The organism is Peribacillus sp. R9-11, from assembly GCF_031345095.1.
GTDB classification, from domain to species: Bacteria; Bacillota; Bacilli; order Bacillales; family DSM-1321; genus Peribacillus; species Peribacillus butanolivorans.
The window spans coordinates 1468195-1487625 of record NZ_CP133763.1 but is presented as its reverse complement, the minus strand read 5'-3'; the positions used below and the strand labels follow the sequence as shown (position 1 = coordinate 1487625).

At 38.3% G+C, this 19431-nt stretch carries 18 protein-coding genes and 1 pseudogene; 5 read left to right on the top strand and 14 right to left on the bottom strand.

Annotated features, from left to right (window positions below; all coding sequences use genetic code 11):
* Positions 1 to 100: 100 nt before the first annotated feature.
* Positions 101 to 1084, bottom strand: a complete 984-nt coding sequence (locus RE409_RS07175; RefSeq protein WP_201221627.1) for a Gfo/Idh/MocA family protein — start codon at positions 1082 to 1084, stop codon at positions 101 to 103.
* Positions 1085 to 1289: 205 nt separating this feature from the next.
* On the opposite strand from RE409_RS07175, the gene RE409_RS07170 reads away from it, so the two are divergent.
* Entirely contained in the window at positions 1290 to 2075 is a 786-nt protein-coding gene (locus RE409_RS07170) for an SDR family oxidoreductase (RefSeq protein ID WP_201183405.1), read from the top strand.
* 99 nt (positions 2076 to 2174) lie between these two features.
* Here RE409_RS07170 and RE409_RS07165 read toward each other — a convergent pair whose 3' ends face one another.
* Positions 2175 to 3407 carry a multidrug effflux MFS transporter gene (locus tag RE409_RS07165; RefSeq protein ID WP_201181763.1) on the bottom strand — a complete coding sequence of 411 codons (1233 nt, stop codon included), beginning with the start codon at positions 3405 to 3407 and terminating at the stop codon, positions 2175 to 2177.
* Positions 3408 to 3574: 167 nt separating this feature from the next.
* On the opposite strand from RE409_RS07165, the gene RE409_RS07160 reads away from it, so the two are divergent.
* On the top strand, positions 3575 to 3760 hold the full coding sequence (locus RE409_RS07160) for a hypothetical protein (RefSeq protein ID WP_201181765.1): 186 nt from the start codon (positions 3575 to 3577) through the stop codon (positions 3758 to 3760).
* An 80-nt stretch (positions 3761 to 3840) separates the two neighbouring features.
* Here RE409_RS07160 and RE409_RS07155 read toward each other — a convergent pair whose 3' ends face one another.
* A complete protein-coding gene (locus RE409_RS07155; protein ID WP_309558772.1) occupies positions 3841 to 4806 on the bottom strand; it encodes a 2-hydroxyacid dehydrogenase in 966 nt (321 codons plus the stop codon).
* A 354-nt stretch (positions 4807 to 5160) separates the two neighbouring features.
* Here RE409_RS07155 and RE409_RS07150 point away from each other — a divergent pair, with 354 nt between their 5' ends.
* Complete coding sequence (locus RE409_RS07150) at positions 5161 to 6126, top strand: MBL fold metallo-hydrolase (protein WP_201249875.1); 966 nt, start codon at positions 5161 to 5163, stop codon at positions 6124 to 6126.
* 57 nt (positions 6127 to 6183) lie between these two features.
* Here the strand turns inward: RE409_RS07150 and RE409_RS07145 are convergent, their stop codons facing one another.
* Both RE409_RS07145 and RE409_RS07140 read right to left on the bottom strand, forming a co-directional pair.
* On the bottom strand, positions 6184 to 7137 hold the full coding sequence (locus tag RE409_RS07145; protein WP_309558771.1) for a TRM11 family SAM-dependent methyltransferase: 954 nt from the start codon (positions 7135 to 7137) through the stop codon (positions 6184 to 6186).
* A 232-nt stretch (positions 7138 to 7369) separates the two neighbouring features.
* Positions 7370 to 8461: a CotH kinase family protein gene (locus tag RE409_RS07140; RefSeq protein ID WP_309559246.1), complete on the bottom strand. Its 1092-nt coding sequence runs from the start codon at positions 8459 to 8461 to the stop codon at positions 7370 to 7372.
* A gap of 129 nt (positions 8462 to 8590) precedes the next feature.
* On the opposite strand from RE409_RS07140, the pseudogene RE409_RS30640 reads away from it, so the two are divergent.
* A pseudogene (locus RE409_RS30640) lies at positions 8591 to 8689 on the top strand (CotG/ExsB N-terminal domain-containing protein); the annotation flags it as partial.
* Positions 8690 to 8752: 63 nt separating this feature from the next.
* Here RE409_RS30640 and RE409_RS07135 read toward each other — a convergent pair.
* The 4 genes from RE409_RS07135 to RE409_RS07120 form a co-directional block, all read right to left on the bottom strand.
* Positions 8753 to 8956 carry a hypothetical protein gene (locus tag RE409_RS07135; RefSeq protein WP_201181775.1) on the bottom strand — a complete coding sequence of 68 codons (204 nt, stop codon included), beginning with the start codon at positions 8954 to 8956 and terminating at the stop codon, positions 8753 to 8755.
* 492 nt (positions 8957 to 9448) lie between these two features.
* A complete protein-coding gene (locus RE409_RS07130) occupies positions 9449 to 9760 on the bottom strand; it encodes a DUF3870 domain-containing protein (RefSeq protein WP_309558770.1) in 312 nt (103 codons plus the stop codon).
* 23 nt (positions 9761 to 9783) lie between these two features.
* Complete coding sequence (locus RE409_RS07125) at positions 9784 to 10989, bottom strand: acyl-CoA dehydrogenase family protein (RefSeq protein ID WP_201183407.1); 1206 nt, start codon at positions 10987 to 10989, stop codon at positions 9784 to 9786.
* 14 nt (positions 10990 to 11003) lie between these two features.
* Positions 11004 to 12191, bottom strand: coding sequence for a CaiB/BaiF CoA transferase family protein (locus tag RE409_RS07120; protein ID WP_201181777.1), 1188 nt, complete (start codon positions 12189 to 12191; stop codon positions 11004 to 11006).
* A gap of 521 nt (positions 12192 to 12712) precedes the next feature.
* Here RE409_RS07120 and RE409_RS07115 point away from each other — a divergent pair.
* Complete coding sequence (locus RE409_RS07115) at positions 12713 to 13654, top strand: DHH family phosphoesterase (protein WP_309558769.1); 942 nt, start codon at positions 12713 to 12715, stop codon at positions 13652 to 13654.
* An 83-nt stretch (positions 13655 to 13737) separates the two neighbouring features.
* Here the strand turns inward: RE409_RS07115 and RE409_RS07110 are convergent, their stop codons facing one another.
* From RE409_RS07110 to RE409_RS07090, 5 genes are all read right to left on the bottom strand, one after another.
* A complete protein-coding gene (locus RE409_RS07110) occupies positions 13738 to 13866 on the bottom strand; it encodes a hypothetical protein (RefSeq protein WP_274606908.1) in 129 nt (42 codons plus the stop codon).
* Between the two features lie 174 nt (positions 13867 to 14040).
* On the bottom strand, positions 14041 to 15054 hold the full coding sequence (locus tag RE409_RS07105) for an aliphatic sulfonate ABC transporter substrate-binding protein (RefSeq protein WP_201181781.1): 1014 nt from the start codon (positions 15052 to 15054) through the stop codon (positions 14041 to 14043).
* 35 nt (positions 15055 to 15089) lie between these two features.
* Positions 15090 to 15848, bottom strand: a complete 759-nt coding sequence (locus tag RE409_RS07100; RefSeq protein WP_053345034.1) for an ABC transporter permease — start codon at positions 15846 to 15848, stop codon at positions 15090 to 15092.
* On the bottom strand, positions 15781 to 16623 hold the full coding sequence (locus RE409_RS07095) for an ABC transporter ATP-binding protein (protein WP_053345033.1): 843 nt from the start codon (positions 16621 to 16623) through the stop codon (positions 15781 to 15783). Before RE409_RS07095 ends, RE409_RS07100 begins: the two co-directional genes overlap by 68 nt.
* Positions 16624 to 17016: 393 nt before the next feature.
* Positions 17017 to 19119, bottom strand: coding sequence for a YhgE/Pip domain-containing protein (locus RE409_RS07090; RefSeq protein ID WP_201181785.1), 2103 nt, complete (start codon positions 19117 to 19119; stop codon positions 17017 to 17019).
* Between the last annotated feature and the right edge of the window lie 312 nt (positions 19120 to 19431).

Here is a 19431-nt window from a genome sequence, read left to right as displayed (position 1 = left end):
ACATAAATATTATCTATGTACTAAAATTCTACCCAATTAAAGGATATCTGTAACATCCATTTATACTCTTCTTCCAAGACCGTGTCTATTTAAATGCTTATCAACGGTCAGCAGGAAAAACGATGCCAATTTGCTTTCTTGCTTCATCCATGATTTCTATAGTCAATAGTGAATTCGCGAATGAATTTTTATCCGATTCTATTTTACCCTGATGAATCAATTCAACAAACTCTTTAACTTCATAATACATGGAAGGCATGTCCTGCTTAACCGAAATACTTTCCCTAGAACCATCCCGATAATGGATATCCACTGCTTCGGGTCCGGAAATCTTATTAATGAGAATGCTGCCATGTTCGCCTTGTATTTCGGATGGCTGGTTGGACTCCGTAATTTTCGAATACATTACGACCGCTTCCATTTCGTCATAGGAAAGTAATATGGTTCCCTGTCCATCTGCCCCTGATTCAAGCAATGTTCCTGTTGCCTGAATCTTATTTGGTTTACCGAACAGTACAACAAGTGGGTAAATGACGTAAATCCCTAAATCCATTAATGCGCCGCTTGAAAATTCCGGATTGAACGCATTCAAAACTGTGCCTTTTTTATACGCGTCATAGCGTGATGAATATTGACAATAGCTTCCTGAAAATCGCCGTATGGTACCTATTTTACTAATATTTTTCTCGATACTTTCAAAGTTAGGCATTACTGTTGATTTCATTGCTTCCATTAATAGCACTTCATTTTTTTGGGCAGCGTCAATCATCTTCTTAACTTCCATTGCATTCGAAGCTAATGGTTTTTCACATAACACATGCTTTTTATTATCTAAAAATAACACTGCCTGCCTGCTGTGATGAGAGTTAGGACTTGCAATATATACAGCATCAATCTCATCGCTTGCGGCCATTTCCTCTAAATTTGTAAATATCGTAGAAACTCCATATTTTCCGGCAAATTCCTTAGCCTTCTCTTCTGTACGTGAATAAACAGCGGTTAAAGAAAACTCCTCCACAAGCTTTGCTGCCTCTAAAAATCGCTCAGTGATCCAGTTTGTTCCTATTACTCCTAAACGTATCAACATCATATCCCCTTTCAAGCTAACTTATTATGTCCTCAATATACAGACAATTCACTAAAAAACAAAGGAAAATGACGACCAACGACGGTTTAAATTGGATTTTTCAGGTAATTTTCCTTTATAATCTTTCTATATTACTACTGCCATGATGTTTCTACATACTACCTATTCGGGAAAGAAAACTAAAAAGGAGCGTGTGAAGTTTATGACAGATTTAATGAAAAATAAAGTCGCAATAATTACGGGTGGCGGATCAGGAATTGGCCGTGGCGCTGCACTAAAGCTAGCTGAAAACGGTGCAAATATTGTCTTTTTTGATCGGACAGTTGAAAATGCAGAAAAGGTGAAGGAAGAAGTAGAATCCCTTGGTAGAGAGGCTTTAATCGTCAAAACCGATGTTTCTAAAGCCGATCAAGTTGAAAAGGCATACCAGGTAGCCTTTGACCATTTCGGGAAAATTGATTTCGTATTCGCCAACGCAGGCATCAACGGTGTGATAGCCCCCATTGAAGACATAAAGCCAGAAGACTGGGATCAAACACATACCATCAACCTAAAGGGCACCTTCCTCACTGTCAAATACGCCATTCCATATATGAAGGAAACAGGTGGCAGCATCGTCATCAACAGCTCCATCAATGGAAACCGATTTTTCAAGAATTTTGGTTTTTCCGCCTACAGCTCATCAAAAGCTGGTCAAGTTGCTTTCGGTAAAATGGCGGCACTCGAATTGGCAAAATATAAAATCCGAGTCAACATCATTTGTCCCGGCTCCATCGATACGAACATTCACGACAACACTTTCCCAGAAGATGAAAACTTAAAAAAAATCAGAATCCCAATTGAATACCCGGAAGGTTCACAGCCCCTTGCAAAAAAAGCCGGCACTACCGAGCAAGCAGGGGACCTTGTCTTGTTCCTAGCTTCAGCTATGTCCTCCCATGTAACAGGCACGGAAGTTTATATTGACGGAGCGGAATCACTGTTATAAGAATTGAAAAAAGCAGCCCTGATTTTTATCAGGAGTACTTTCTAAACAAGGTAAAAAGCTGAAACCCTATAAAAGGGATTCAGCTTTTTTTTTTTATTTTTATGCTAATCCCTTTAACCCACGGCGGGCAAGAACTAGATAAGCCAACATGGCGATGGCATGACAACTTACCATCACAATACCCATCGGAAGGGGTGAATCACCTGAACCTAGACCCACTAGGGGAGCCATTAGTGACCCTAATATAAAAGGGAGCAGTCCAATTAAGGCCGAGGCACTGCCTGCTGTTTTTTTCTGATTCTGCATCGATAAAGAAAAACTTGTTGTACCGACAATTCCAACGCTAGAAACGGAGAAGAATAAAGCTATCAAGATTCCTGCTAACCCAATTTCGAGAAGGATAGATGAAAGAAGTAGGATCCCTCCAAATAATGCAAGACATAATCCTATTTGAAGGAGTTTTTCCTCTTTTACCTTACCTGCCAGCCTTCCAGTCACTTGAGAGGCAATAATGATACCCATTCCGTTTGTTGCAAAAATAAGACTGAACGTTTGGGGAGAGACACCAAAGATATTTTGGAGAACAAAAGGCGAACCGGAAATGTACGCAAACATTGCGGCACTTACGAATCCTTGTGAAAAAGCATAGCCCATAAATACACGGTCTTTTAATAAATTCCCAAAAGTTCGGAGTGTATCGGTTACCCCTCCCGCACTTCTATGATTAGGAGATAATGTTTCCTTTACACCGAAAAATGCTGCGGCAACCATAAGCACACTTAATACACAAATGACTATGAAAACTCCCCGCCAAGATGTGAACTGTAACAGCTGACCTCCAAAAACTGGAGCCAAAATCGGCGCAGCTCCATTTACCAGCATTAACATGGAGAAGAATTTTGTCAAATCCGTTCCTGAAAAAAGGTCACGAACAATGGCCCTGGAAATGACAATTCCTCCTGCTCCTGCGATACCTTGAATAAAACGTAATAATAAAAGCAATTCAATGGATGGAGCAAAAGCACATAACAGAGATGAAACGCAATAAATAGATAGTGAAATGATTAACGGTACCCGTCTTCCTTTTGCATCACTTAGTGGTCCTAGATAAATCTGCCCTAACGCCAATCCTAATAAACAGGCAGTCAAACTAAGCTGGGCTAAAGACGTACTGCTGTTTAGATCTTCAGCAAGCGTAGGCAGACCTGGTAAATACATATCAAGTGACAATGGTCCAATCGCTGCAAAGGAACCAAGCATAAGAGCCATCAACAGCCTTTTGGATTTAGTCATTTCGTTACCTGATGAAATTGTTTCTTTCAATTCAATCATTACTACCCCTATCCCTTTTAACAAGTTGTTTTTTCTAAAAAATACGTGATCTTCTTTATTTTACAAAAAATCCAGTCAATTTACGATAAGTATGCTTTCCTTAAGTTAAAGATAATCCGAGTAATTCTATTTAGCACTCTTTTAAAATGATAAAGAGGGGATTCAAATTGCTTTGCACCATATTAACCTGTACACAGCAGTCTATCAATATTAAGGTGTATGACGAGAAGTCATCTAAAGTTTATGAGAAAGAAGGAGAACTAACCTTATCCACCACAAATAATGAATTAAAAATCACACGTGATTTTAGTAGAGGGATAGAAATTGACGGTTTAGAGACAGGAGGATTTTAATAAAAAAGGCATTTTGGTTGATATTTCACTCTCAAAAAAGGACCCCATTTTTTTTGGAGTCCTTTTTTCACATGTCATTTTCATAATACTACTAAATTACGAGGAGTATCACCTGCTAAGCCATCCATCAAGTTTTGTGCAGCAAGGCTTGCCATTTTCAATCTTGTCGCAATGCTGGCACTCCCGATATGCGGTAACGTAACCACATTTGGCAATGTTAGCAGCGGATGATCCAATGAAACTGGTTCTTCTTCAAATACATCTAATCCTGCCGCCCAAATTACTCGGTTTTTCAACGCCTGATATAACGCCTTTTCATCAACAATCCCACCTCTTGCCGTATTTATGAGTACAGCCGTCTCTTTCATTAAATCCAGCTGATCTGCGCCAATCATATAAGTGGTTTCCGGAGTAAGCGGCAACATTACACAGACAAAATCCGAAACTTGGAGCAATTTTTCAAGGGGCTGATATTCAATTCCTAATTCTTTTTCCTGTTCATATTTACGGCTTCGATTAAAATAAACTAGATCCATATCAAAGCCCTTAGCTCTTTTAGCCAGTGCCTCACCAATCCTCCCTAACCCGATGATTCCCATCGTTGCACCGTGTACATCCTGCCCGGTCAGCTGCATAGGTGACCACGTTTCCCATTGTCCACTCTTTAAATAATCTTCTGCTTCTATCAGCCTTCTTGCCGTTGCAAGCAGCAAGCCAAAGGTTAAATCGGCTGTTGTTTCCGTTAAAACCCCCGGCGTGTTCGTGACCATGATGCCTCTTTTTATTACACTATGTATATCAATATTGTTATAACCAACCGCCATATTGGCAATGATTTTTAGATTAACCGCCTTTTCAATCAGCGCCTCATCTATTTGTTCCGTCAACAAACAAAGCAGCCCATCAATTTCTTCTATTTCTTTTTCAAGCACATCTCTAGGAACCGGTATATCCTCTTGTTCCCACATCGTGACATGATAATTCCCTCTCAGCCTATTAACTATTTGTTCTGGCAATTTCCTTGTAATATAGATCTTAGGTTTCAAACTAGTCCCTCCTATACACTTTCTATTTTCTATAGAACGCTTTCTCTCAACATACATTACATCTTCAGTTTTAGTTATAAAAAATACATGATATGAAACCTCAACAGCTAAAACTAATTATAAGAATATTGGCTCAATTATTGAGATGCTTATTCAATTTTAAAATAAACAAGATAAATAAACCATCCATTACCAGTTATTTTCTCTATTAAAATCTTTTTCATTTGGAAGTTTCCGCTTGACAGTTTCATTTCATTCATCTCATCATAGATTAATAACCCTTTATATATACTTGCTCATTATTAGTAATATCACTATTTAGTTAATCTCAATTTGGGAGGATAGGCGACGTTCATGAAAACTAATACATTACTTGAAATTTATCCAATTATGGCTCCAAGTGCTTTATCATTGAAAAGCATAAACTTTTACTTAGTAAAACAGGATGAATCTTTAACATTAGTAGATGCTGGTATGAATGACGATGTTTGCTGGAATGCATTACAGAATACATTAAAGGAAAATGGTTTTACCATTAAGGATATTACAGAAATTTTGTTAACCCATCACCATGGAGACCATGTAGGTTTGGTTAACCGGATTACTGCACTCCACCCGATTCCTGTTTATGCCCATTCTAAATCCGTTCCTCGTTTAAAACGGGATCCTGACTTCTTAAGTATGAGAATTGAATTTTATAAACAGCTTTACCTTCAAATGGGCTGTGGTGAACTAGGTGATAAACAAGTCGCCTATTTATTCAATGCCGTTGATAATAATAAAGATCAAAGACTGAATTGTGACATCATTGAAATCACGGAAAAAAAATGGCTGAACTTTGAAGTAATCGAATTTCCCGGACATGCCCCGGATCAAATAGCCTTCCTTGACCAAAAAGAGAAACGGCTGCTTGCTGGTGATTTATTGATTGAACATATTTCAAGTAACGCCTTGATTGAACCTGATGAAAACGGCAATAGAATGCTGACGCTTGTGGATCATATCGATTCATTAAAGCGGTGTTTATCATTACAGATTAATCTCATTTTACCAGGACATGGTAATATCATCGAACACCCCGGTTCTTTAATTGAAAAAAGACTCAACAGTATTGAGTCAAAATCACAAAAAATCTTGGCTTTAATAGAATCCGGAATTTCGACGGGTAATGAACTGGCGAAAACCTTTTACAAAGAAAAATATGTAAAAGAGTTCCCGCTTGTCATGTCAGAAATTATTGGTCATTTAGATTACTTAGAATATCAGGAAAAGATCAACAAGGAAATTATCAAAAATGTGGTTCATTATTACGTTAAGTAAAAATCAAAAAGGCTGAAATCCACAAAGATTTCAGCCTTTTTATCTTCCCAATTAAGCTTATACACACAAAACAATCTGTCTGGAAAAAATGCCTTTCTTGGCCACACATCGATCTGCAATTTCAAACCCGGCTTCTTCAATCATGTGATCCATCGTATCAATGGTTACGACAACCACCTTGTCAGCAAAGCTTCTGGCATGTTTAAGGATTGAGAGTTGATCTTCCGGAGTCGCATGTGTATATAGATTGTAAGGCATATCAATAATCGCTACATCATAATTTTTCGTAACATCTGAGATTGGCCCGGTTGTTACATCACCTTCGAGTCCGAAATAAGCAATATTCTCTCTCGATCCATCTGTCACAAGAGGATTGATATCGCGACCATCAATATCTATGCCCATTGATAGGGCTTCCACTAACACTGTCCCAATGCCGCAGCATGGATCAATGGCTTTCACTCCATCTGGATGTGGAACCGCAATGTTAGCAATGGCTCTAGCTACTCTTGTGCTAAGTGCTGTTGAATACTCACGAGGCTTTTTCATATGATGTAACCAAACAGCTTCCGGTTTAACATATTTCCCGAAATACCAACGACCACCAAGTGGCACAATACCAAAGACCTGATCAGGATTACGTACATCGGCATTTCCCTGAATGTGCCAGCCAATTTCCCGTTCAATTTCACGTTGTCCATCATAATCTATTTTTGCTTCTTTATCCAAATCATTAATTTTAACAAATAACACTTTAAATGTTGAATGTGGTAAGTGAATATTTTTTACCTGCTCAACAATTTCGGATATGCTTTCCCCTTCGTACATCACCTCGACCCGTCCTTTAATAAACGGACTTCTGCTCGGTTCAATTTCAATATTACTTTTCAAAATATTAACTGATGCTTCTAAACCGAAGAACGAGCGCATCTCCATATTACATAAAGAGCGTTCATCTGGGCTGCACGTAAAGGTATATATATATGCCGGCAAACGGCTATGATTATTCAATGTATTCCCATCCTTCATAATACTTTAGATTATATCTTTCTATCAAACATAGCTTTAAAAGATTAGAAAAGCAAATAGAATCATGACGAAAAACAGCAGGAACGCTGTTCTTTCAGCGTACCTGCCGTTTTTAATAAAATTTAACCATTTACCTTCCTCCATCTAAAGCTAGAAAATATACGCAATATCTTACAACTTCGATTGGAAAAACAAGTGAATGTTAAACAAGTAATTAATCTAATGTATGCAATTGACTAGTTATATAATTTGCCCGTGACTCTATGAAATTGAGGATGAAATCAGGTTCTTTATCGAAAATTTCAATATTATCCCTAATATATGGATCTTTCGGAACATACGGTCTGATTTGGTTATACATATCCTGAATAATAGGTTCCATATATCTTACGTTAAACTGATTGTTCATAATCTCTTTTAAAAGACGTTGATATTTTTGACGAAATGTATCTATATCCAGAATTCTTGCAGTCAATGTATTAAAGCCTTTAATACCAACATAGTCCTCCTCCATCACCTTTCCATTTACATCTCTCCCCCATGTCGCATCATAATCCCACGGGATGATTTCAAATAGTCCAGTGTCTCCATTTCGGTACAAAGCATAATTGTGAACAAATCCATCAAAGTTTTGTGTGAAAATGACACCAGCCAGCCACCGCAGATACTTTTCCACATCTACATATTTTACAATTTCCTTTTCAAAATCCACTCTTGGAATTGTATTAATATTGATAATTAATTCTTGTAAATATAATTCATCCTGAGCTGTCCCACATTTTTTTTGATAGCCCAATTCTAAAGATTGTTTAATTCCTTTGTCTAAATCACTCATTAACGAGAAATTAGCATCTCCATCAACTGCATAAAAAATAGATCCTTTAGGCAAGTTTCCATTCTTCAAATAATGTTCATCTACTGATTCTAATTCTAGGTATACCCCCTCGTCCTTACCATTCAAATTCAAGAAAACAAATTGGGATCTTGGTGATAAAGTTCCTATATCTGCAAAAAAATCTAATGATAATTTATTTCTTAGTAAAGATTTATCCTTATATTCAGCGTTTAAATGCACTTCTTTGGCATTTCGATAAGTATTTGGCTTGTAAAAGATTACATTATAGGACTTCTTCCGAAAATCTCGGATATGGGAGCCACGGTAAACGATATCAATATCGAGTTTTTTTCTGTTTATTGTTAACTTTGCACATACCGGATCATTGCACCAAATGTCTCTACGAAGTTCCATTAAATTTACAGGTGGAATAAAAAGCTGATATATAGGTATTTCCTTGTCAGCATTCATATAACCCTTCCCTTTCATTTTCATTTTAATTTATGAAAGAAAGCGAAGGATGCCACAAAAATAACTAATTTTTTTAAAAAGGTTTTGTGATAATCAATAGCACATTACGTACAAGCAACATAGTTTATTATGGAAAAGGAGGATAAATATATGTCAAATATTTCTCGTGATATACAAAATGCGGTGGATAGGGCTAATTCTTTTGGGTTAAGCGACTTCATGTATCAGGACCCTCGTTCAAGAGCCCGTTCTACGAGGAAAAAGAATAGAAAAAGGCGGAGTACTCGTCGTTCACCACGGCGCACCAGCAGAAATCGGGCCACGTGTAGCATTCAACGACGTACCAGCAGGAACCGCTCTACTTGTAGCACTCAACGACGCACCAGCAGGAACCGGTTTACTTGCAGGTCTCTCCGACGCACCAGCAGGAACCGTTCTACTTGCAGGTCTCATCGACGCTCTTGCTGGAGAAGGAGATGTACTTGCAGGACTCAACTAGGCTCTTGCTGGAGAAGGAGATCTACCTGCAGGACTGAACGACGTACTAGCAGAAATCGGCGTTCTTGCGGAGATCGACGTTCTTCCAACAATCGGCGATGCCATAGAAGGCCTTCCATTTGCTTCCGAAATAATTGTAGATGGAACTTTTAATTGTATGAATGTTTTGAGGAGAAATCTTTAGAAGAGGCAACTTCAGAACGTTGAAAATATTTTTAAAGAGGTGATACTTTTTTATCACCTCTATTATTATGAAAAAATATAACTAGCTTTTTTTAAACTACTAAAGAATCTGTCAAATCTCATGAACGATCACCCAATGTAGAAATCAGAATTACTACCATATGCATTAACGGCAATTCAACACATGCCCAATTAGGGGGGCATGGACCACCTTCATTATTTTTGCACAATGAAAGTGCGTACCTTGCAATGCAGTCAAAAAAAGGATCCTACCGGCTTTAAGACCGGCACGATCCATTTTAATTCTTATTTAACGGAGACCAATTCGAACTGTGCATATACATCCTTCAGCCCTGCATGAATCGCTTGACCTGCCTTACCACGATAATACATTTGCACACGATCAATCAATTCTTCGATACCATCTTTAAGACAATAACCGCGAAGTAGTTGACGAATGTATTCCCTGCCATGTTCTGTAGCAAGGGTACAGGATGCATCAACGATAACACCATATTTAAAGTCCAATTCTACAGTGATTGTGATGGAATCATATACATTCCTCGCTGCCATACCTTGTGGAAGTTTTGCATGTCCTGCAATAAAATATGTGTTCATCATCTGATCTCCTCTGTCTGTAATTAATGTACGGAAACCTGCTCGAAGGGCCATGCAGGCAATTGCTTACGTAGTTCTTTATCTTGTCTGAAGCCCAGAGCGTATTCCCCCTGCATTACAGTATGAATTTCACGCGTTCCTTCGTAAATGACTGGAGCTTTTGAATTCCGTAGGAAACGTTCCACCGGATATTCATCCGAGTAGCCATAGGCACCATGGATTTGAACCGCATCATTCGCTGCTTCGTTCGCTGCATTACATGAAACCCACTTAGCAAGTGATGTTTCCTTGGTATTACGTTTGCCTTGGTTTTTTAATGTTCCAGCTTTAAAGACCAGCAATCTGGAAATCTCTAGATTCGCGCTCATCTTAGCAATCATCTGTTGAACAAGCTGATGCCTACCAATCTCTTTTCCAAATGTACTGCGCTCATGGCAATACTTTAAGCTTGCTTCTAGACTTGCCTCGATTAACCCTACAGCACCTGCAGCTACTGTAAAACGACCGCTGTCCAATGCTGACATGGAAATTTTGAAGCCCTCTCCCTCTTCACCAAGTCTATTCGCAATTGGAACCTTTACATCCGTTAAAAAGACTTCGCCTGTATTTCCTGCGCGAATTCCTAATTTTCCTTTAATGGCTTTGGATTCCACTCCCTCAAAAGTACGTTCTACAATAAAAGCAGTAATCCCTTTGGAGCCAAGATCATGATCCGTCTTAGCAAAAATGAGGAAATGATCCGCATAATCGCAGAGAGAAATCCAAGTTTTTGATCCATTCAAAATGTAATAATCCCCATCACGCTTAGCCGTTGATTTCATTGCTGCTACGTCAGACCCTGCATTCGGTTCAGTCAGTCCGAAAGCGCCAATCTTAGTTCCTTTTGCTTGCGGTACTAAATATTTTTGTTTTTGTTCTTCAGTTCCCCATTGCAATAAAGTCATGCTATTCAACCCTGTATGTACTGAAACTGCAGTGCGGTAAGCCGTATCACCACGCTCTAACTCTTCACAAACGATAGCGAGGGTATTATAATCCATTCCGACTCCACCATACTCTTCAGGGATACAAACACCCATCAGCTGCAATTCTGCCAATCTCTTTAGAATATGAGGTTGAAACTGTCCTTGTCGATCCCACTCTTGAATGTATGGGATAATTTCCTTATCCACAAATTTCCTTACCACTTTTTTCACACTTTGCTGCTCTTCTGTTAATTCGAAATTCATCATCTAAATTCCTCCTAAATAATTTTATTTTGTTTAAATTTGATTATTTCGTCTGGTTTATACCCAATTCCAGCCAAAATCGAATCAGTATGCTCTCCATACAGGGGTGGATGCTTTCTCATCGTGACAGGTGTTTTCGAAAGTTTTAAGGGGGATCCTGTTACTCTCAGATTTTCAACAGTAGGATGCTCCATATTCACCAACATGTCTCTCGCTTTTATTTGGGGATCCTCTAACATCTCTGCGATAGTATTAATTGGTCCATTTGGAATCCCCGCGTCATCAAGCAGCATTTTCCACTCTTTTTTTGTCTTTCTTTTTAACAAATCTTCAACTATCGGTATTAATTCTTCCTTGTTAAGCAAACGATTTTCATTACGCTTAAACTGTTCCTGCTCCGCTAAATCCGGTCTTTCTAAAACATATGTGAATCGCCTGAACTGCTCATCATTTCCTACAGCCACGACTAACTCTCCATCGCTTGCATGAAAAGTTTGATAAGGCACAATATTCGGATGTTGATTTCCCATTCGCTCAGGAGTTATTCCATTGAATAAATAATTACTGGCAACATTTACTAACGAAGAAACCTGACAATCCATTAACGAAATATCAATTTCCTGTCCTTCCCCCGTTTTTTCCCTATGATGTAAAGCTGATAAAATGCCTATGCATGTATATAAACCAGTCAATATGTCAGCAATAGCAACGCCGACTTTCATGGGACTCCCATCCGTTTCTCCCGTGATGCTCATCAAACCACTCATCGCTTGAATGATATAATCATAGCCAGGTAAATCTTTATAAGGGCCGGTTAAACCAAATCCTGTGATCGAGGCCATAATCAATTGGGGGTTGAATTCCTTTAATTCCTCATAACCTATCCCCATTTTTTCCAAGGTACCTGTCTTAAAGTTTTGAACCACTATATCCCCCGAAGACACCAGCTTACGGAAAATCTCTTTCCCTTTTTCAGACTTTAAATTCAAAGTCATGCTTTGCTTATTTCGGTTGGCGCATAAATAGTAAGCGCTTTCTCCTTGGGCAAACGGTGGACCCCAGCCTCTCGTTTCGTCACCTGATTCATGGTGCTCAATTTTAATTACATCCGCTCCCAAATCTCCGAGAATCATTGAACAAAACGGCCCCGCCAAAACACGGGATACATCGATAATCCGGACTCCATCCAAAGCTCCATTCATTTTATCACCCCTTTCTAACTGTCGGGATACACAAAAAGAGCCAGCAAAACCAACAATGTTATTACATTGAACGTTTCACTGACTCTTATCCATGGCTTGTCTACCGGCAAAGGAAGATCAAGTGAACAAAGTCAATTTTATAAATTCTAAGTTTAAACCAAGCCGGCTTTGCAGCAAGGTAACTTGCCGTCATCGGTTTGGTAAATTAAGTATAAAACTATTAATTGAATTTTGCAATAATTTTGTTCATTACTTAATAATAGCTAATTTAATTGTACCCCCCTCTAAACTGTTTAATTATGAATTTGAAATATTGACATTCCTAATACACTCTGAAATCTCTCTATACTCATCTTTATGGTGTTTGGAATTGCCTTAATAGTTGTGACATGTGATGATTAGAGTACCTATTTCTATATGTAAATATGATTCAAGAGTACTTGCTTTCTTTTCTTATTTAAATTTTTTAAAATTTAATATTGATCGGCGAGGTAATTAATGATTCAAAGGGAGATGGCAAAATGGAAAATATTAAAAACGAAATAGTCGAAGCCATCAAGAACTATTCTACTATTATCATTCACCGTCATATTAATCCGGACCCGGATGCATTAGGATCACAAGTCGGTCTACAACAACTAATTAAACATTCCTACCCTTCCAAAGAGGTTTATGTGGTAGGAGAAGAAGTGAATAGCCTGTTGTTTATTAGTAAAATGGAAGTTATCCCTGATAAAACTTACAAGGGCGCATTAGTGATCGTTTGCGATACTTCTAACACTTCACGCATTAGTGATTCCCGATATACACTTGGGGACATGTTGATTAAAATTGACCACCACCCCGAATATGAACAATTCGGTGACCTTTCTTGGGTTGACCCTTCTTATAGCTCTGCAAGTGAAATGCTTGTTGACTTATTTTTGAATTTTCCAGAGGATTTTAAAATAAACAAAGAAGCAGCTAAAGCATTTTATGCAGGGATAATTAGTGATACAGGGCGTTTCTTGAATGGAAATACTTCTCCTAGGACCTTAAAAACGGTTTCGCTCTTACGAACTTATAATTTTCAGCCAGAAAGAATCCATAACCTCCTTAATACAAAGACTAAAAATTCTTCAAGGCTTCAAAAAGATATTCTTATGAGCTTCAAAGTAACCGATAAAGGGGTAGCTTACTTTATTATGACAAAGGAACTGTTAAATAAGTATGGTGTAGACCGAGTAGAAGCTTCAAATTTAGTTAACACCCTTTCTTCTATTAAAGGAAACAAAATCTGGGCGTTCTTTATCGAATATCCGACGGAAATCCGTGTCAGAATTCGTTCAAGAAATATCCCTATCTCTTTAATTGCCCGGCAATTCAATGGAGGAGGGCATTCATTTGCTGCCGGTGCAACCATCCATTCGTGGGAAGAAGTAGATCATGTTATTGAGGCCTTAAATCAAGTTTGCCCAAAGTAAGCTAGAGAAAAATTGCCTGCTCCTAGGTAAAGTAAAAAGCCTCAAACCTATATCAGTCTAAGGCATGAGGCTCTCTCTACCATTTATTTTTTAACTGCCTTCAGCTCCACTTTACCCAGTTCATCTACTAAGAATGTTAAATTTTCAGATTTATCATAAGAAGTTATTGGGAAATTCACAGCAATGGTTGTTTGACTACTCTTTTGACTCATTTCAAACCTCTCCGCTTGATATTCGAATTCATCTATTACTTTCATATGATTTGCAAAAACATTTTCACATTACTATATAAACCGTATTTAACATTCAATATTTCTCAAATCTATTAAGGCGCACAAAAAAAACGCCCAAGGCCAAAAATCGGCTGAGGCGTTTTTTTACATTAATTACTTGGATACTTCTTTAAGAATAGATAAGTCAACCATACCCTTAATATCACTGCTAGGAACATATCCCGCTTCTTTGCTTATATCAGCCATTTCCTGAATAACTTGTTCATTAACTTCCGTCGTTACTTCTAAGCGTGAAAACGCAGAGGTAACTTCTTCTTTGCTTAATTCTTTTCCAGTTAGTTTCTTTAAATGCTTAATAACTAATTCTTGGCTTTCTTCAGGATTGTTTTGGATAAAATCCACTGCTTTTTTGTGAGCTTTCAAATAAGATGCGGCGAGCCCCTTTTTATCCAAGAACTTCTGACTTGCAGCCACTACCGTGTTTGGTGAATCTTTTCCCCATGCAAACTGATCCCAGTCAAGCACTAACTTTCCCTTTGCCTGGTTTTCCAATACGTATCCCCATGGTTCCTGGGTAGCTGCAGCATCGACTGATTTTTGGACAAAAAGTGCTGTTGTGTCAGCGGGTGCTGCCGCATATAACTCAACTGTTCCTCCGTTAGTAGTCGGTTTTAAGTCAACGTCTTGAAGCGCTTTTCTAAGCATGACATCCTGTGTGCTCCCTATAACAGGAATCGCTACTTTTTTACCGTCTAAATCTTTTAAATCCGTTACCTTGCTGCCCTCACTAGCCACAAGAACGGCCCCGCCATTAACAGCTCCAGAAATCAGGTGGTATTCCGGGTTTTTAACGTAAAAGTTAAGTAATGGACCAGGCCCAACTGTTCCGACATCAATAGCGTTTGTAGCCATTGCTTCCATAAATAGCCCACCATTGGCCACTGTTTTGGTTTCAATCTTAACATCTTCACCGAACTCTTCTTCAAAAAAGCCTTTTTCAAGTGCAATAATCGTTGCACTGTGAGTTAAGTTAGGAAAATATCCAATTTTCACAGTTTGTTTCCCAGTGCCTTTTCCCTCTTCTTTACTTGTGGATTGTGTGCATCCGCTTACTATTCCGATTAACAATACAGACATAATAAGGGCAAAAAATGATTTTTTCAGCATATTTCCCTCTCCTTTTAAAATATAATCTTATTAAACTACCGTTGATTTACTCCCCATTTCAGTTGAACATTTCGTTCTAGACGTGAGAAGACAACATTATCCACGATTGTTCCGATAATTGCGATAATGATCATTACGGAGATGACCAAATCCATTTGTCCGAGCGATCTACCCATTTCTAGCAATTGTCCAAGACCGCCGCCACCGCCAAGTAATTCACCTGCCATCAATGCACGCCAAGAAAATGCCCATGCAATTCGCAGCCCGGATATTATTTGTGGAACAGATGCTGGTAAAATCACGGTACGTAGAAAATGAAACCCGGTCGATCCATATGTTTTGGCAACCCGTTGATACAGCTGGGGCACATTCCGGAATCCACTGGTTGCATTAACTGTCATCGTCCAAGTTGCGCCGATAGTGACGATAAAGAGAATCGAAAAATCATTCAATCCAAACCAAATTATTGCTAAAGGGAACCAAACGATACTCGGTATGGACTGTAAAGCCGTCACGACGAATCCAAGCGTATCTTCAACCAGTTTAAAGCGCCAAATGAAATATCCTAATATCAGACCTATTATAATGGCAATCGTGAAGCCGATCAGGATACGGCCAAGGCTTTTTCCGATAGCATCGGTTATTTGTCCGCTAACTAGTCCATTAAACAGAGTTTCCAACACTTGAGTCAGGCTCGGAAACATGAAATCTGGAAGACTGGAAAGTCTAGATGTGACTTCCCATATCCCCGCTATCATCGCGATGAATATGATTCGTCTTAAAGCTGTAATCATTCCCCATTTCCTCCTTCAACACTTTTTCAATTTCCTCCTGCAAGATCGATAGAACCCTTTGTTCAGTGTTCAAAGTTACACTATCTGGCATAACTCCATCTTTCATGGATGGGACGGAAATCGTCTCTTTAATTTTCCCGGGACGGGTTGCAAAGACGATAATTTTTTCAGAAAGCTGAACAGCCTCACGAATATTATGGGTAACAAAAAAGATTGTCACTTTTGTTTTTCTCCAGATTTCGAGCAGCTCTTTATGCAAGACCATCCTCGTTTGCTCATCAAGCGCAGAAAATGGCTCATCCATCAACAGAATATCCGGTTCCATAACCAGCGCTCTTGCAATGGCTACCCTCTGTTTCATGCCCCCTGAGAGCTGATGTGGATAGGAATCCACATAGCGGCTGAGGTGAACCATTTTTAAAATGTCTAATGCCTTCGATTTCGCCTCTTCTTTGGGCATTTTCTTTAACTTCAATCCGTATGTAACATTTTCAAGTACCGTTAACCAAGGAAATAACCCTGCCTCTTGAAACACTACGACTCGTTCCGGTCCTGGCTTCATCACCTTTTTTCCAGCTACACGGATCTCCCCTTTATCAGCCTTATCCAGACCAGCAATTAGATACAGGAGTGTCGATTTACCGCAGCCTGATGGCCCAACAATCGAAACGAAGCTTCCTTTCTCCACCTCTATGTTAATCTCATCGAGCACCTTTATGCTTTCTTTCTTTTCATTCAAAAAACTTTTTTCAATTCCATCTATTGTTAAATACATAAAGTCACCCCACTTTTAAATCGCATTGATTTACTAAACATTATTTCTTAATAATGATTAATCCAATGGTTTTTGTCAACTATAAAAATGCAAAAATTCTAATTTATCGGTATTTTTCAATCAACTCTTTTTATTGTATAAATAAAACAATACTACTTAATTTCGTAAGAAACATTATTCTAGTTCCAACCCATAAATAGACAAATAGCCTGAGACCCTTAATAAAACAAAGATCCAGACTATTCTGCAATGATTATTTTTGTAAACGCGCAAACCTTTCACATTTAAGAAAAGTAGTTGGACCAATTTCTAGCGCAAACATACTTGACAGACTTCAAAGACTACCCTACCTATTTGACGAACTGGAGACATACATATATTCTCGTTTCTATTTTAAAAAATTCTGCTTCCATATAATTTATCCTTCATTTTTTGCGTTCTAGCATGCAATGGTTTCTTCAGAACGATACCTAAGATGAGAGTGATTATTAAAAAGAGAAATAAGACAAAAATATCCTTGCCAGCGACACTCCAGGTTATTCCCCCAACCGATTCACGAAGTAAACCAACTGCATAGGTGAATGGCAAGAAGGGATTGATATGTTGAAAAAATGGTGGTGTCACTTGAATAGGGAAGGTCCCGCCTGAACTTGATATTTGGAGGACCATTAAGACAACACTTATTCCCTTTCCCACATTTCCAAGAACTGAAACAAAGGTGTAGACAATGAGTGTAAATACTGTACTAATCAAGACAGAAAACACGATGTACTCAAATTTATCAGCTACATATACATCAATTAGGATAATATTGCCTATAGAAACACTGAGTGCCTGCATTAACCCAATGATGAAGAATATTAGGTACCGCCCAATATATATTTGATACGGGCTGTAAACTTTATGAGAAACATCCACGCTTAGCATGGAAATTAATATTGTGCCACCCACCCAAAGTGAAAGTGCGGTGAAGAATGGGGACATGGCTGATCCATAGTTTGGAATCGGAAATAAACTGTGTTTATTGAGTAGCACTGGTTCTGAAAAGAAGTCGCTTTCTTGCTCGATGTCATTTTTTAAGAAAGCAATCACTTCTTCCATGTTATAAGACTTATCGATTTCTCTCATTTTAGCCGCTAGAGCCTTTATTTTCGTTTCGATTTCTGGAAACTTATTCTGTAACTTATCGATTTCTCCTGTGCGAGTTTCCAACGTTCGATTGGTCTCATTTAACAGTGTCCTTACTTCGGGAAGAACCTGGCTACCCTCTTCCATTGTGAGCTGAACTTTTTTCAATATGGAATCCGTTTCATTCCAAATTTCATTGAATTTTGGTCCTGTTTCCTTTGAATAGTTATCCTGGAAGCTTGCCAAGACTTTATCATTGTTCTCACCAAGATCTATAAGTGAGCCAAAGGAACGGTTATTCAGCGCTTGAAGTTGATTCGAAGCATTATCCCGCAGATTATCCATTAGCTTTATTTCTGGTTGAAGCCAGTTATTCTCACTAAATTGATTGACTCTCACCAATAAATTATACATACTGTCCAACAGGTACAACTCTTTTTTTATCCTCGTTATCCCTTGTTCAACTATCTGATCCACTTCATCGCTAGGCAACTCCTGATTCGTTAACCGGTTTGCTAGCACTAAAATAGATTCATTATCGCTTCTTACATTTGCAAGATCATTTTCTAATAGTGGATTGATCCCCTCGAATGCCTGCCTTGTTGAATCTACATAACTAGAAACGTCTGACACTAATTTGTCTTTTTGTGACGTTATTCCTTCAATTGAATCCAGACCATCATTAACCATCTTAATGATGTCTTCAGCCCTTTTTACATGTGTTTGGACCGTTTTGATATTTTGCTCAAGCTCAGGCAGTTTCTCCTCTAATAAATACACCATATTCTTCATTTTTTGAATGGTCGGTAACTCATTTTGCAACGTGATTCCCAGTTCATTAAAGATTGAAAGGATACTCCCGCTAGCTGTTTTAATAAAGCTTTTGCTCACATTGTCCACAATACTATTAGCCCCTGCAGCAGTCATTTTAGGAGCAATGGAATTGATTTTTTCATTAACATAGTAATCAATCTCCGCTTTAATGGGGTCATCTGTCATGATGGTCGCAATATGTTCTGAAAAATCAGCTGGAATGATGATAGATGCGTAATAATCTCCCTTTTTCACCTTTGCAATGGCATCTTTTTCTGTTGTGAATCTCCAGCCTAAATCTGAATTCCCCTTTAGCCCCTCTATAACTTCATTGCCTAAGTTCACGGCTTTACCATTTAACTCTGTACCTTTATCATTATTGGAAACACCGACAAGGATTCCTTCCGTATTTGCATAAGGGTCCCAAGAAGCAACAATGTTAAACCAAGCATAAATAGACGGGATAAACATTAGAAAAACAACAACGATACAGACAAACAAATTCCTATAAATACTTTTTAAATCGTCAATGAAAATTTCTCGAATATTTTTCAAACCTTACCCCCGCGCAAATAGTTTTTTGTTACTATTATTCGAAAAATAGTCTCGATCAATACTAAGTAAACATATCCATAGTCTTTCCCCATATTGAAAAGAAGCCGGTGTCGATAACGACACCCGCTTCTTAGAGTTTTGACTTATTTCTTTTTTTTGACTTATTTCTTTTAATAAAGAATTGCTAGTTGGTACGAATACTTTTTATCCTCTTCTGATTTTTACCTTACCTTCAAACATCTCAATAACACTTCCCAACCAGTGCCCAAGGCCCTTGTTTACTGTATCCTGAATTTTACTGTATAGTCGGTT